Source organism: Sphingopyxis sp. CR5 (genome assembly GCF_059693785.1).
This window is the reverse complement of record NZ_JCATIE010000001.1, coordinates 316,330-328,968: the sequence shown is the minus strand read 5'-3', so window position 1 is coordinate 328,968 and position 12,639 is coordinate 316,330. Positions and strand designations below refer to the sequence as shown.

The following is a 12,639-nucleotide window of genomic DNA, read 5'->3' as shown; positions in this document are numbered from 1 at the left end:
GTAATTTGCCGCACAGCGGCCAACAGGCGGAACAGCATGTACCAGCAAGAACTCGCTCGCAGCGGCAAGCGCCTCTTTTTCATCCGCGGCACCTATATCTACATCACCATCGCGATTTCGGTGCTGATTGCCTGGGTATCCAAGGACTGGGGTCCGTTCCAGACCGCGACCGGCGATTGCGCCTGGTTCTGGATATCGCTGGCGGTCGCCAGTGCGGGCGCGATCGTCCGCATCTTCACGAGTGGCTGGGCCGCGCTCGGCACCTCGGGCCGCGCCAAGGTCGCCGCCGAGGCGAGCGAGCTCAACACGACCGGCCCCTACAGCCTGGTGCGCAATCCGCTCTATGTCGGGCGCATCCTGAACTTCACCGGCCTTGCGATGCTGTCGGGAAGCTGGGTGTTCGGTGCGATCGTCTTTCTGCTTGCCGTGCTGATCTATGAGCGCATCTCGATCTACGAGGAAGAGTTCCTGCGCGAAAAATTCGGCGCCGCGCATGCCGAATGGGCGAAGGACGTGCCCGCACTCCTGCCGCGCCTGTCGGGCTGGGTGAAGCCCAAATATCCCTTCTGGTGGAAGCGGATGATCTGGCGCGAGCAGAACAAGCTGTTCCTGCTCGCCACCGCGGTCTTCCTGACCTGGTTCGCGCGCCTCGACTTCAACTTCGACGCGCTGACCCCGGCCCAGTGGAACTGGATCTATGCTTATGCCGCCTTGGTCGTCGTCCGCTTCTTCATCGGCGGGTTGAAGATGATCGGCTTCTTCAAGGAACTGAGCTGACGCGATGGGGAGCGATCTCGCTCCCCTGATCGCCGTCGTCGGCAGCGACGGGTCGGGCAAGTCCACCCTGTCGGCCGATCTGCTCGCGCATATCCGGGCAACGCGCCCGGCCGAGGCGGGCTATCTCGGTCTCGGGTCGGGCGAACAGGGGCGTCGTATCGGCCGCTGGCCGATCGTCGGCCCGCCGCTCCACCGCTTCCTCGACGGCATCGCCGACCGACTGCGCGAACGCGACGAGCCGATCCCCGGCCGCTTCGCCGCACGCTACGCGCTCGGAAAATCGCGCAAGCGGCGTGCGAAGTTCGAGGAATTGCTGGCTCGCCGCCGCGCCGGCATCACCATCGTCACCGACCGGTATCCGCAGATCGAAGTCCCTGGCCTCCACGACGGCGCGATCCTCGCCGGACGTGCCACGACCTCGCACCTCGCGGCGATCCAGGCCGAGGAGCGCGCGCTCTATGCCGAAATGGCGGCGTATGTGCCGACGCTGGTCATCCGGCTTCACGTCGATGTCGACACGGTCATGGCACGCAAGCCCGACCACGACCGCGCCTTGATCGCGCGCAAGGTCGAAACCGTGCCGCAGTTGACCTTCAACGGCGCGCCGATCGTCGATATCGACGCGACGCTTCCCTATGATGAGGAATTGGCGCTGGCGATCGCAGCGATCGACCGCGCGCTGACTGCGACGACATAGTCTCCTTTCGCGGGTGCACCTATTTGCCCCGCGCCGCCATGATCCTTTCGATCAACTCGATATCGGCTGGCTTGTCAGCGTCTATGCAGGCTTCGCCGTCGGACATCGGCACGACGTTAGCCTTCAATCCAAAACGGGCGCCGGCGCGCGCCACCCCCTGATGAATGGTGATCAGCCGCAGGACCACCGCGAGCAGCAGCACGGGACCGAAGGCCGCGATGATCTTCAACCCCTTTTTCCGGTCGCGCTCGATCCGCGACCAAAAATCCAGCAGCGGCAGAACGCGGCGTCCGCGAAGCCGAAAGAGGTTCGCTCCCGACCACCACCCGCCGCGGAACTTGAGCCAGGTGCGCCGTGATTCGGGATAGCGCGCGAGCAACACCTCCTTTTCGACCATCGCAACCGCGACATCGCTTTCGGCCGCAGCCGCCAGAAACTCCGCGATCATTGCCGGCGTGAGCAGGACATTGTCGGCGGTCGTCACCAGAACCGGCGTGTCGCCCGGCGGAAGCGCGGCCGCGAGCGACGCGCTGATTCCCTGTCCCGAATCGGCGAAGTGCAGGTTGTCGATGCCGGCAAGCGTGGGCTCGGCGGCAAGCCGCGCGCTGTCTTGCGCCAGAACGATGATCGACCCGACCCCGGGCGCGGCGCGCAGCGCGTCGACGACATGCGCGAGCATCGGTTTGCCCGCGATCGGCAGCAACGCCTTGGTCGTCACGCCGCTGCCGGTCAGCAACGGGTCCGGGCCGGGGCGGCTGCCGGCCATCACGATCGCGGAGATCGGCGGGGTCATTGCGCCGCGGCTTCGATCGGCGCGACGCGGCGCGCCGTAACGCCGCGCAGAAAATCGGTCGCGTCCGCCAGCACCGGCCCCTTGCCGCGAAACGGCGCCGACAGCGCCATGACGATGCCCGTGTGGCCCATGCCCGGATAGAGGCGCAACGTCGCGTCGCCGCCGGCGCGCTCTATCGCCGCCGCCAGATTTCGGCTGTTGCGCGGACGCACGACATCGTCGTCCTCGCCCGTGGCGAGCCACAGGGACGGGGCGTCGCCGCGCGCATAGGTGATCGGTTGCGTCCGTTCGGCCGGGCGCACCTTGCCCATCGCCTTGTCGGCGCTGCCGCCCTTTTCAAGCGGGAGGAAATCATAGGGGCCGGCCAGCGCCGCGACACCCCGGATCGCCGACGGATCGCTTCCCGCCTTACGCAGCCAGTCCGGGTCGAGCGCGAGCATTACCGCATTATAGGCGCCCGCCGAATGACCCATCAGGGCGATGCGATCCGGGTCGCCGCCGATCGCCGGGGCATGCTCGCGAACCCACGCGACCGCCGCCGCGCTATCCATCAGGAAATCGGGCCACTGGGCGCGGGGGGTCAGCCGATAATCGGGAATGATCGTCAGGAAGCCCTGCTGCGCGAGCGCGCGCCCCGCAAAGCCATAGCTTTTGCGATCCCCGCTGTTCCAGCCGCCGCCGTAAAAGAAGATCACGACGGGCAAGCGATCCCCCGCCTGCGTCCCCTCCGGCCCCCAGACGTCGAGCGACTGGCGCGGTCCGCGGCCATAGGGCTGGTCGGCGATCAAAAGCTGGGCACCGTCGCCCGAACCGAGCAGGCGGTCGGCCGCGTTCAGTGATCGCGCGCCACCGGCGACGACCATCTTGGCTCCGCCCCCGAACAGCAGCAGCAGGAGAATCGCCACGAACAGAAATTTGATCAAAAGCCGCCGTCCTTGCCTGCGCGTCCCGCGCCCCTACCGCGCGTCGCGGGTCACGACAAGCGCCGTCACCTTTTCTCGCCTCGTGCGTAGGACAGGCATGACCCATGCTGTCCGGCGTCCCGCCCTCGTCTGCAATAGCCGAAGCGGGAGCCATGATGAAATCATGCTCGAAACCCTGTCCGGCCGCTGCCGCGAGGCCGGCACGCCGCTTGTCGCGACCTTCACCCTGCCCGATGCCGGGCTTCCAGATGCCGACGCGCTCGCCAGGGCGGGGATCGACACGCTGCTCGTCTGGACGGGAGACGGGACCATCAACGCCGCTGCCGGCGCCGCGAAAGGCTGGAACGGTGCGATCGTGCCGCTGCCCGGGGGGACGCTCAACCTGCTGTCGAAAGCTCTGCACGGGGACCGCACGGCCGACGAAATACTGTCGGATGCACTTTCGGGCCGCGCGCGCAGGATTTTCCCGCCGATCATCCGCTGCGACGCGGGCGATGCCTATATCACCCTCGTCGCCGGGCCGGCGACGCGCTGGGCCGAGGTGCGGGAGACGTTGCGGAGCGACGGCCTGATCGAAGCGAGCCAAGAGGCGCCCGAGGCGCTCGCCGCCATGCTCGAAGCCCCGGGGGTGCGCGTCGCACCGGACGGCGCCGACTATCCGGCGATCGTGCTGACCCCGACACCGCGCGGCATTCGCGCCCACGGCGTCCTGGCCGAATCGGCCGCAGACATCCTGCGGCATGGGCTGGCGTGGCTGGGGGGCGATTTTCGCGACGGGCCGAGCGAAGCGATCGCAACGGCGGCGATGCTGACGCTCGAAAGCTCCGCGCCGATCGCGGTCGAGCTCGACGGGGAAATTGCCGAACTTCGCGCCTATAGCCAAGTCTGGGGCAATACCAGTACTGTCGCCTTTCTGGCCACCGCATGATAAAGGTCTTTCATATCAGTGACTTGCATTTCGGCCTGGAAGATCCGGCGGCGCTGGCCTGGTTTGGCGATTGCGTCCGCCGCGAAGCGCCCGATGCGGTGCTGGTCACCGGCGACCTGACGATGCGCGCCCGGTCGCGCGAATTCGCCGCCGCGTGCGACTGGATCGGCGCACTCGAGGTGCCGGTGACGGTCGAGGTCGGCAACCACGACCTGCCCTATTTCAACCCCGTCGAACGCTTCCTCCACCCCTATCGCCGCATCGGCCGCATCAAGGACGTGCTCGAACGCGAACTCGACCTGCCCGGCGTCGCGATCGTGCCGCTGAAGACGACGGCACGCGCGCAATGGCGGCTCGACTGGTCGAAAGGCTGCGTGACGCGAAGGGCGCTCGCGAAGACGCTCGCCGCGATCGACGCGCAGCCGCCCGGAACGCAGGTTCTGGTGACCGCCCATCACCCGCTCGTCGAGGCGGGGACCAGCGGCCGCGCCCTGACCCGCGGCGGCGAACACGCCCTGGGCGAGCTTGCGGCGCGCGGAGTCGCCGCGGTGCTCACCGGGCATGTCCATGATGCATTCGACCTCACCAAGCCGACCGCGCAAGGTCCGATCCGTATGATCGGCGCGGGAACGCTGTCGCGGCGCATCCGGTCGACCCCGCCGAGCTTCAACGCGCTGCGCATCGACGCCGCGGCCGGGGCCATCGACGTGACGGTGCGCAACCTGGCCGAAGTGCCGACCCCCGACATGCAGATCTGCGACATCCCGCCCGATGCGATGCCGCCGCGCGCGCCCGGAGAGCCTGTCGCCCCCGTCGGCGCGGTCCCGCCGGTCGATCCACCGGTGCATTGACGCGGCCCGTCTTCCCGTTAGGTTGCAAGAAAAAACGGGATGAGGGTTCATGCTGACAAAAGGCGACGATTATCCGCTGCACCAGACGAGCGAGCCGGTGGCCTTTGCGGGCACCGACCGCAATTTCTATGACCGCTATTTCTTCAACGGCTATAGCGCCGACGGGTCGCTGTTTCTGGCCGCGGCGATGGGATTCTATCCGCAGCTCGGCATTGTCGATGCCAGTGTCAGCGTCCTTGTCGGCGGCGTGCAGCACAATCTTCGCGCGAGCCGGCGGTCGGGCGGCGAGCGGCTCGACCTGTCGGTCGGCCCGATCGCGATCGTCATCGACGCCCCGCTCGAGCGCGTCACGGTGCGGATCGCCCCGAACGATGGCCCGCTTGCGGGCGAGCTGAGCTTCACGGGGCGCCATTTCCCGATCGAGGAGCCGCGCTTCGTGCGCCGCAACGGCACCCGGATGTTCATGGACTACACCCGGATGACGCAGAACGGCCGCTGGTCGGGCTGGCTTTCGGTCGATGGCGTCCGGATCGATCTGGGCGCCGACTGCGCGGGAACCCGCGATCGGAGCTGGGGCATTCGTCCCGTCGGCGCGAGCGAACCGCAACCGCCGCCCGACGGCAATTTCAACCAGTTCTTCTGGCTGTGGACGCCGTGCAATTTCGCCGACCGTTCGCTTTTTTTCCACAGCAACGACGATGGCGACGGCACCCCGTGGAACCGCCGCGCGGTGGTCGTAAGCGACGGAGGCACCGAGCGCCATTTCGACGGCGCGAGCTTTGCGGCGACGTGGGACGCCGGGACGCGGCGGCTGGCCCGGCTCGATGTAGAGCTGGACCCCGGCCGCTCGCTGCGGCTGACGCCGTCGGGGCCGGTGTTCGCGATGAGCGGGCTCGGCTATACCCACCCGCAATGGAGCCACGGGCTCGACCACGGTCCCGATCCGGCGGTCGCGCACGACCGGCTGATCGAGGAAGACCGGCACTGGGGCAATCCGCTCGCGCTGCATATCCAGGCGCTTGTCACCGCCGAACTGGCGGACGGCGACAGCCTGCACCGCGGCGTCGGGGTGCTCGAGCAATTGTTCGTCGGTCCGCACGCGCCGACCGGGCTCACGGGCCCGATGGACCCCGTGCGATGAGCTTTCCGACGTCGCCGGAGGCGATGACCCCGGCGTGGCTCGCGGCCCGGCTCGGCCAGCCGGTGACCGCGCTGCGCGGCTTCGCGACCGAAAAGGTCGGAACCGGCCAGATGTGCGACAGCTTTCGCCTGACGCTCGACTGGGCGGATCGCGTCGACGCGCCCGCCAGCGTCGTCGCCAAATGCCCGAGCCACGACGAGGCGAGCCGCAACATCGCGGCGCTGACCGGCACCTATGTCAAGGAAGTGAGCTGGTATCGCGAGCTGGCGGCGGGCAGCGGGGTTGCCGCGCCGCATTGCCACCATGCCGAAATCGCCCCGAACGACGTCGATTTCATCCTGTTGCTCGACGATCTCGCGCCCGCGCGCCAGGGCGATCAGCTGGCGGGGCTGGGCCTGGACGGGCTGGCCCCCTGCATCGAGGCGGCCGCCGGATTGCACGCGCTGTTGTGGAACGATGCGCGGCTCGACACGCTGCCGTGGCTGGCGCGCGACAGCGGCGACCTGGTCCGCGCGCTGTTCCCGCAACTCTATCTCGGCTTTCGCGAGCGGTACGTCGGCCGGCTGGCGCCCGAGATACTCGACGTCGGTGCCGGGCTCGTCGAGCGGCTCGAGGCCTATCTGACCCGCACGCCCGCCGCGCGGACGATCGTGCACGGCGACCTCAGGATCGACAATATTCTCTTTGCCCCCGACGGACGCGGGTGCTGGCTGGTGGACTGGCAGACGCTGGGGCGCGGCAGCGGCGCCGCCGACCTGGCCTATCTGGTGGGCACCAGCATCGCCGACCCGGCCGAACGGGCCGCGGCCGACCGCCCCGCCTTCGATCGCTGGATCGCGGCGCTGCGCGACCGCGGCATCGCGCCCGACGCCGACGCGCTGTGGAGCGATTATCGGGTCGGTGCGCTCAGCGGCTATTTCATGGCGGTTTTCGCATCGATGAACGTCGAACGCACCGCGCGCGGCGACGAGATGTTCGCGGTGATGGCCGAGCGTCCGGCCCGCCAGGCGCTGGCGCTCGGCAGCCTCGATCTCCTGCCCTGACGCGCCTTGGTCGGGACCCTAGTTGGCGGGCTTGGTCTCGTCGATCTTGTCGACCCATTCGGGATAGAAGCTCGGCTCGCGCGCCGACCAGCCGGGCGCCGTCGCGGCCGCTTCGCTGATCGACTGGAGCAGCAGCTTGCGCTTGTCCGGATGCAGATGCGGCAGCGACGCCGCGGCGCAAAAGGCGCCCGGCAGCCACGGCCGCGCATGCGCACCGAGCAGTCGTTCGTAAAGGAAACGATAGGCCGCGAAGCCGGGAAGCCGGTCCTGGCCCAGATCGAACGCCGACACGGTGACGAGCGGTGCCATGAAGCCTTCGAGCGCATCGAGGCCGCTGTCGTCGGGGATATGCGAGCGGATGTCGCCCAGCCGCCGATAGATTTTCGCCTGTACGCGGATCGCGGTCTCTTCGACCATGTCGCGCGACCAGCGTGCGATCGCGTCGTCGCGTTCGAGTCCGATATCGAGCGACCGGCGGATATAGCGCTGGGTGGCGGCGGGAAAGCCCGCAAATTCCTTGATTTCCGCGATCGAGAGATCGCCTGCTGCCGGTCCTGAACGCGTCGCCATGGTCATGCTCCCGCACGGCGCCCGGAAAGCCATCCCCCGGAGGCCTGCATCTGCCAATATGCCACCAGATTGGTTAGCGGCTGGTTAACCATGATGTCGGGACGGGTTCAGCAAGCCTGTCGGGCGTTGCGCCGCGCGGGGACCGGGCCTAATCACCGTCTTGAAACCATAAGACACGCGAGAGAGCCATCATGCCCAACGCACCGCAGCCGGTCCTGTCCGCAACCGGCCTGTTCACCCCCGCCGAAACCATCTCGAACGAAGAACTTGTCGCCAGTTTTAACGATTATGTTGCACTGCACAACAAAAAATATGCCGAGGCGATCGCGGCGGGCGACGTCACCGAGCTGACCGAATCCAGCGTCGAATTCATCGAGAAGGCGAGCGGCATCGGATCGCGCCATGTCGTCGACAAGGCGGGAATCCTGGACCCCGAGCATATGGCGCCGCGACTGCCCGAGCGGTCGAACGACGAGCCGTCGATCCTTGCCGAGATCGGCGTCGCGGCGGCGAAGGACGCGCTTGCCCGCGCCGGGCGCGACGCAAGGGATGTCGATGCGGTGCTGTGCGCGGCGTCGAACATGCAGCGCGCCTATCCGGCGATGGCCATCGAGATTCAGGACGCGCTGGACATCGACGGCTTCGCCTTCGACATGAATGTCGCCTGCTCCTCGGCGACCTTCGGCATCCAGACGGCGGCCGACTATATCCGCGCCGGCCACGCGAAGAGCGTGCTGGTCGTGAATCCCGAAATCTGTTCGGGGCACCTCAACTGGCGCGACCGCGACAGCCATTTCATTTTCGGCGACGTCGCGACGGCGATCCTGGTCGAAGATAAAGGCATCGCGCCGGCGGGGCATTGGGACATATTGGGCACCAGGCTGAAAACCGTCTTTTCGAACAATATCCGCAACAACTTCGGCTTTCTGAACCGCACCCACGGCGCCATCGACCAGTCGGGGCCGAGGACCGACAAGCTGTTCGTCCAGGAAGGGCGCAAGGTGTTCAAGGAAGTCGTGCCGATGGTCGCAGCGATGATCGCCCGGGAAATGGAGACGCTGGGACTCGCGGGCGCCGACATGCGCCGCCTGTGGCTGCACCAGGCGAACACCAACATGAACCGGCTGATCGCCCAGCGCGTGCTGGGCCACGAAGCGAGCGAGGACGAGAGCCCGACGGTGCTCGACACCTATGGCAACACGTCGAGCGCGGGATCGATCATCGCCTTTCACCTGAACCACGAGGATATGGCGGCGGGCGACACCGGGCTGATCTGCTCGTTCGGGGCGGGGTATTCGGCGGGAACGGTGTTCGTTCGCAAGACCTGAATTGCATATCGTCGTCTCCGCGAAGGCGGGGACGGTTCAAGTCAAGGCACGAAGGTCGTGAACAGGTAGATCGCGAACAGCATCAGGTGGATCGTGCCCTGCAGCACCGTCGTCCGCCCATTCGCCAGCGTCTGCGACGCGACGATCAGCGACAGGAACAGCAACACCGTCGATTTGGCGTCGAGGCCCAGGCTGATCGGCATGTCGGCGACGATCGACAGGATCGCGACCGCCGGGATCGTCAGTCCGATCGTCGCGAGCGCCGATCCCAGCGCGAGGTTGAGGCTGGTCTGCAACCGATCGGCCTTCGCCGCGCGCACCGCCGCCAGCCCCTCGGGCGCGAGGATCAACGCCGCGATCAGCACGCCGAGCACCGCCGGGGGTGCCCCGGCCGCCGCGAGCAGGTCGCCGATCACCGGCGAGAGGTTTTTGGCGAGCATCACCACCGCGAACAGGCTGGCGAGCAACAGAGCGCCCGACAAGGCCGTGCGCCGGTTGTCCGGCGGCGCGGCATGCGCGTCGGGTTCGTCCTGTGCCTCGCCATCGGGCAGGAAATAATCGCGGTGCCGCACCGTCTGCACGAGCGCAAAGGTCGCATAGAGGATCAGCGACACCGCCGCGACAAAGGCGAGCTGTGCGTCCGAATAGCGCGGTCCGGCGGCGCTCGAGGTGAAATTGGGCAGCACCAGCGTGACGACCGTCAGCACGGTCAGCGTCGCGAGCGCCGCGCCGATGCCGGTACGCTGAAACCGCTGTTCGTGGTGGCGGATCGCGCCGCTGAGCAGGCAGAGCCCCATCAGCAGGTTGAGGATCACCATCACCGCCGCGAACACCGTATCGCGCGCCAGCGTCGCCGCCTTGCCGGGTTCGGCCTGCATCAGCGTCAGGATCAGCCCGACCTCGATCACCGTCACCGCAAGCGCGAGGATCAGCGTGCCGAACGGCTCGCCGACGCGGTGCGCGATGACCTCGGCATGATGGACCGCCGCGACGACCGCACCGGCCAGAACCAGCCCGACCAGGAAGGGATTGAGCGGCATGGCGAAGCTCGCAAGCGCCGCCACGAAACCCAGGATGGGAAAGGCTTCGGGGGCATAGCGGCGGATCGGGCTCGTCATACGCCGCTTATTGCAGCCGCCCCGCCGGAGCGCCAGCCCGCAATCAATGCGCGCGGACGGGAAGTCCGGCCGCGGCGAGGCGGGCGTGCGCGTCGGCGATCCTTGCCTCGCCGAAATGGAAGATGCTGGCGGCGAGCACCGCGCTTGCCCCGCCTTCGAGGACGCCGGCGACGAGATGGTCGAGATTGCCGACCCCGCCGCTCGCGATCACCGGCACGCTCACCGCATCGGCGATCGCGCGGGTCAGCGCAAGGTCGTAGCCGTCCCTGGTCCCGTCGCGGTCCATGCTGGTGACGAGCAGTTCGCCGGCGCCGAGTTCGGCCAGGCGGACGGCATGATCGAGCGCATCGACCCCGGTCGGCGTCCGCCCGCCGTGGGTGAAGATTTCCCAGCGCCCCTCGCCAACGCGGCGCGCGTCGATGCTGCCGACCGCGCACTGGCTGCCGAAGCGGTCGGCGATGTCGGCGACGAGCTCGGGCCGCGCAACCGCGGCGCTGTTCACCGCGACCTTGTCGGCGCCTGCGAGCAGCAGCGCGCGCGCATCCTCGGCGCTGCGCACGCCGCCGCCGACGGTCAGCGGCATGAAGCACACTTCGGCGGTGCGGCTCACCATCTCGAGCAGGGTGCCGCGCCCCTGGTGGCTGGCGCTGATGTCGAGGAAGCACAGCTCGTCGGCGCCCGCAGCGTCATAGGCGCGCGCGGCCTCGACCGGGTCCCCCGCGTCGCGCAGGTCGACGAAATTGACGCCCTTGACGACGCGCCCGTCGGCGACGTCGAGGCAGGGGATGACGCGGACGCGGACGGTCATGGAAAAATATATCCAAAATCCGTTTGTGCTGAGCTTGTCGAAGCACCCTTCTCCTCTTCGATGTCAAAGAAGGACGGCCTTTCGACAGGCTCAGGGCAAACGGAAAAAAGGATGGCGCCCACCCTCACGCCCGCCCCGCCGCAATCGCTTCGGCCAGGCCGAGGCGGCCGTCATAGAGCGCGCGGCCGGTAATCACGCCTTCGATGCCGTCGGCGACGTGCGGCCGCAGCGCGTGAATATCCCCGATATCGGCGACGCCGCCGCTCGCGATCACCGGAATATCGACCGCCCGCGCGAGCGCGACCGTGGCCTCGACATTGCATCCTTTCAGCAGCCCGTCGCGACCGACGTCGGTGAAAAGCAGCGCCGCGACGCCCGCATCCTCGAAGCGGCGCGCCAGATCCTCGACCCGCACGTCGGAAACATCCGCCCAGCCCTCGGTCGCGACCATCCCGTCGCGCGCGTCGACCCCGACGACGATCCGCCCCGGCATGTCGCGCGCCGCCGATTTGACGAAGTCCGGGTCTTTCAAGGCCGCGGTACCGATGACGACGCGGCAGGCGCCGAGCGCGAGCCAGCGGTCGACCCCGGCGCGGTCGCGGATACCGCCGCCGACCTGAACCTTGCCCGGAAAGGCCGCGACGATGGATTCGACCGCCGCGCCATTGACGCTTTCCCCCGCGAACGCGCCGTCGAGATCGACGACATGCAGGTGCGTCGCGCCGGCGCCGGCGAACAGGCGGGCCTGCGCGGCGGGGTCGTCGCCATAGACGGTGGCGCGCGCCATATCACCCTCGGCGAGCCGCACCACCTGCCCGCCCTTCAGGTCGATCGCGGGGAAAATGGTCAGCGGCATGGCATGTTCCTAAAGCCCCTCCCCTTCAGGGGAGGGGTTGGGGTGGGGGCCAGCGCGGTGGCGCAAGGCCGATGGCCCCCACCCGCTGCGACTAGCGAACAAGTTCGCAAGTCTCGCTGCCCTCCCCTGAAGGGGAGGGCGGAAATTACGGGCGCCATGCGAGAAATCTTTCCAACGTCGCGAGGCCATAGGCCTGGCTCTTTTCGGGGTGGAACTGGACGCCCAGAATATTGTCGCGGCCGACCGCTGCCGGGAACATGATGCTGTGGTCGCTTAATGCCAGAACGTCGCGCGGCTGACTTGCCTGAAAATAATAGCCATGCAGGAAATAGGCTTCGCCGAACCCAAGGACAGGATGGCAAGCTCCTGCCAAATCGTTGGCGGCTGGCTTCCCGACTTCCCCGGCAAGGGGAACGACGTCATTCCACCCCATATGCGGAAACCGATACCCGAAACCTTCCTCAAAACGCCGCACCGTTCCGCCGATCCAGCCGAGCCCCTGGTGCATCCCATGCTCTTCGCCCGCGTCGGCGAGCAATTGCATCCCGACGCAGATGCCCAGGAAGGGGGCGCCTTCGCCGCGCACGCGCCGGTCCATCGCCTCGATCAGGCCGGGGATGGCGGCCAGCCCGTTCATGCAGGCCGCGAACGCGCCGACGCCGGGCAGCACGATGCGGTCGGCCCGCCCGACGAGATGGGGATCGGCCGTCACCGCAACATCCTCGGCGCCCGCCGCGACAAGCGCGTTGTGCACCGAACGAAGGTTGCCGGCGCCATAGTCGATCAGGGCAATGGCGCTCATCGGA

The 12,639-nt window shown here is 67.8% G+C and carries 14 protein-coding genes; 7 read left to right on the top strand and 7 right to left on the bottom strand.

Translation table 11 applies throughout. The features are described 5' to 3' along the window. Positions 1-36: 36 nt before the first annotated feature. Together AC58D2_RS01505 and AC58D2_RS01500 are read left to right on the top strand one after the other, a co-directional pair. Positions 37-777 (top strand): methyltransferase family protein, encoded by a 741-nt coding sequence (locus AC58D2_RS01505; protein ID WP_497386645.1) that lies wholly within the window; start codon positions 37-39, stop codon positions 775-777. A gap of 4 nt (positions 778-781) precedes the next feature. Next, entirely contained in the window at positions 782-1,474 is a 693-nt protein-coding gene (locus AC58D2_RS01500) for a nucleoside/nucleotide kinase family protein (RefSeq protein WP_497386643.1), read from the top strand. Positions 1,475-1,493: 19 nt separating this feature from the next. Here the strand turns inward: AC58D2_RS01500 and AC58D2_RS01495 are convergent, their stop codons facing one another. Next, the gene (locus AC58D2_RS01495; protein WP_497386641.1) at positions 1,494-2,267 is read right to left on the bottom strand and encodes a nucleotidyltransferase family protein; all 774 of its coding nucleotides are present in this window, start codon (positions 2,265-2,267) and stop codon (positions 1,494-1,496) included. Continuing rightward, complete coding sequence (locus AC58D2_RS01490) at positions 2,264-3,190, bottom strand: alpha/beta hydrolase (RefSeq protein WP_497386639.1); 927 nt, start codon at positions 3,188-3,190, stop codon at positions 2,264-2,266. Before AC58D2_RS01490 ends, AC58D2_RS01495 begins: the two co-directional genes overlap by 4 nt. A gap of 97 nt (positions 3,191-3,287) precedes the next feature. On the opposite strand from AC58D2_RS01490, the gene AC58D2_RS01485 reads away from it, so the two are divergent. The 4 genes from AC58D2_RS01485 to AC58D2_RS01470 are packed head-to-tail and all read left to right on the top strand — an operon-like array spanning position 3,288 to position 7,153. Further along, a complete protein-coding gene (locus tag AC58D2_RS01485; RefSeq protein WP_497386637.1) occupies positions 3,288-4,118 on the top strand; it encodes a diacylglycerol/lipid kinase family protein in 831 nt (276 codons plus the stop codon). After that, entirely contained in the window at positions 4,115-4,969 is an 855-nt protein-coding gene (locus tag AC58D2_RS01480) for a metallophosphoesterase family protein (RefSeq protein WP_497386635.1), read from the top strand. Before AC58D2_RS01485 ends, AC58D2_RS01480 begins: the two co-directional genes overlap by 4 nt. A gap of 49 nt (positions 4,970-5,018) precedes the next feature. After that, positions 5,019-6,110: an Rv3169 family protein gene (locus AC58D2_RS01475; protein ID WP_497386633.1), complete on the top strand. Its 1,092-nt coding sequence runs from the start codon at positions 5,019-5,021 to the stop codon at positions 6,108-6,110. After that, complete coding sequence (locus tag AC58D2_RS01470) at positions 6,107-7,153, top strand: phosphotransferase (protein ID WP_497386631.1); 1,047 nt, start codon at positions 6,107-6,109, stop codon at positions 7,151-7,153. Before AC58D2_RS01475 ends, AC58D2_RS01470 begins: the two co-directional genes overlap by 4 nt. Positions 7,154-7,171: 18 nt before the next feature. Here AC58D2_RS01470 and AC58D2_RS01465 read toward each other — a convergent pair whose 3' ends face one another. Further along, on the bottom strand, positions 7,172-7,723 hold the full coding sequence (locus tag AC58D2_RS01465) for a hypothetical protein (protein ID WP_497386629.1): 552 nt from the start codon (positions 7,721-7,723) through the stop codon (positions 7,172-7,174). Positions 7,724-7,914: 191 nt separating this feature from the next. Between AC58D2_RS01465 and AC58D2_RS01460 the strand changes: the two genes are divergently transcribed. Beyond that, positions 7,915-9,051, top strand: a complete 1,137-nt coding sequence (locus AC58D2_RS01460; RefSeq protein WP_497386627.1) for a beta-ketoacyl-ACP synthase III — start codon at positions 7,915-7,917, stop codon at positions 9,049-9,051. A gap of 41 nt (positions 9,052-9,092) precedes the next feature. Here the strand turns inward: AC58D2_RS01460 and AC58D2_RS01455 are convergent, their stop codons facing one another. From AC58D2_RS01455 to hisH, 4 genes are all read right to left on the bottom strand, one after another. Next, entirely contained in the window at positions 9,093-10,169 is a 1,077-nt protein-coding gene (locus AC58D2_RS01455; RefSeq protein ID WP_497386625.1) for a calcium:cation antiporter, read from the bottom strand. 43 nt (positions 10,170-10,212) lie between these two features. Then, positions 10,213-10,977 carry an imidazole glycerol phosphate synthase subunit HisF gene (gene hisF, locus AC58D2_RS01450; protein WP_497386623.1) on the bottom strand — a complete coding sequence of 255 codons (765 nt, stop codon included), beginning with the start codon at positions 10,975-10,977 and terminating at the stop codon, positions 10,213-10,215. Positions 10,978-11,101: 124 nt separating this feature from the next. Continuing rightward, on the bottom strand, positions 11,102-11,833 hold the full coding sequence (hisA, locus tag AC58D2_RS01445; RefSeq protein ID WP_497386621.1) for a 1-(5-phosphoribosyl)-5-[(5-phosphoribosylamino)methylideneamino]imidazole-4-carboxamide isomerase: 732 nt from the start codon (positions 11,831-11,833) through the stop codon (positions 11,102-11,104). A gap of 145 nt (positions 11,834-11,978) precedes the next feature. After that, positions 11,979-12,635 (bottom strand): imidazole glycerol phosphate synthase subunit HisH, encoded by a 657-nt coding sequence (gene hisH / locus AC58D2_RS01440; protein ID WP_497386619.1) that lies wholly within the window; start codon positions 12,633-12,635, stop codon positions 11,979-11,981. Positions 12,636-12,639: the final 4 nt, after the last annotated feature.

Coding starts and splice junctions, on each gene's coding strand:
- AC58D2_RS01505 (WP_497386645.1), top strand. CDS start 37: ATGTACCAGCAAGAACTCGCTCGCAGCGGCAAGCGCCTCTTTTTCATC.
- AC58D2_RS01500 (WP_497386643.1), top strand. CDS start 782: ATGGGGAGCGATCTCGCTCCCCTGATCGCCGTCGTCGGCAGCGACGGG.
- AC58D2_RS01495 (WP_497386641.1), bottom strand. CDS start 2,267: ATGACCCCGCCGATCTCCGCGATCGTGATGGCCGGCAGCCGCCCCGGC.
- AC58D2_RS01485 (WP_497386637.1), top strand. CDS start 3,288: ATGACCCATGCTGTCCGGCGTCCCGCCCTCGTCTGCAATAGCCGAAGC.
- AC58D2_RS01480 (WP_497386635.1), top strand. CDS start 4,115: ATGATAAAGGTCTTTCATATCAGTGACTTGCATTTCGGCCTGGAAGAT.
- AC58D2_RS01475 (WP_497386633.1), top strand. CDS start 5,019: ATGCTGACAAAAGGCGACGATTATCCGCTGCACCAGACGAGCGAGCCG.
- AC58D2_RS01470 (WP_497386631.1), top strand. CDS start 6,107: ATGAGCTTTCCGACGTCGCCGGAGGCGATGACCCCGGCGTGGCTCGCG.
- AC58D2_RS01465 (WP_497386629.1), bottom strand. CDS start 7,723: ATGGCGACGCGTTCAGGACCGGCAGCAGGCGATCTCTCGATCGCGGAA.
- AC58D2_RS01460 (WP_497386627.1), top strand. CDS start 7,915: ATGCCCAACGCACCGCAGCCGGTCCTGTCCGCAACCGGCCTGTTCACC.
- AC58D2_RS01455 (WP_497386625.1), bottom strand. CDS start 10,169: ATGACGAGCCCGATCCGCCGCTATGCCCCCGAAGCCTTTCCCATCCTG.
- hisF (WP_497386623.1), bottom strand. CDS start 10,977: ATGACCGTCCGCGTCCGCGTCATCCCCTGCCTCGACGTCGCCGACGGG.
- hisA (WP_497386621.1), bottom strand. CDS start 11,833: ATGCCGCTGACCATTTTCCCCGCGATCGACCTGAAGGGCGGGCAGGTG.
- hisH (WP_497386619.1), bottom strand. CDS start 12,635: ATGAGCGCCATTGCCCTGATCGACTATGGCGCCGGCAACCTTCGTTCG.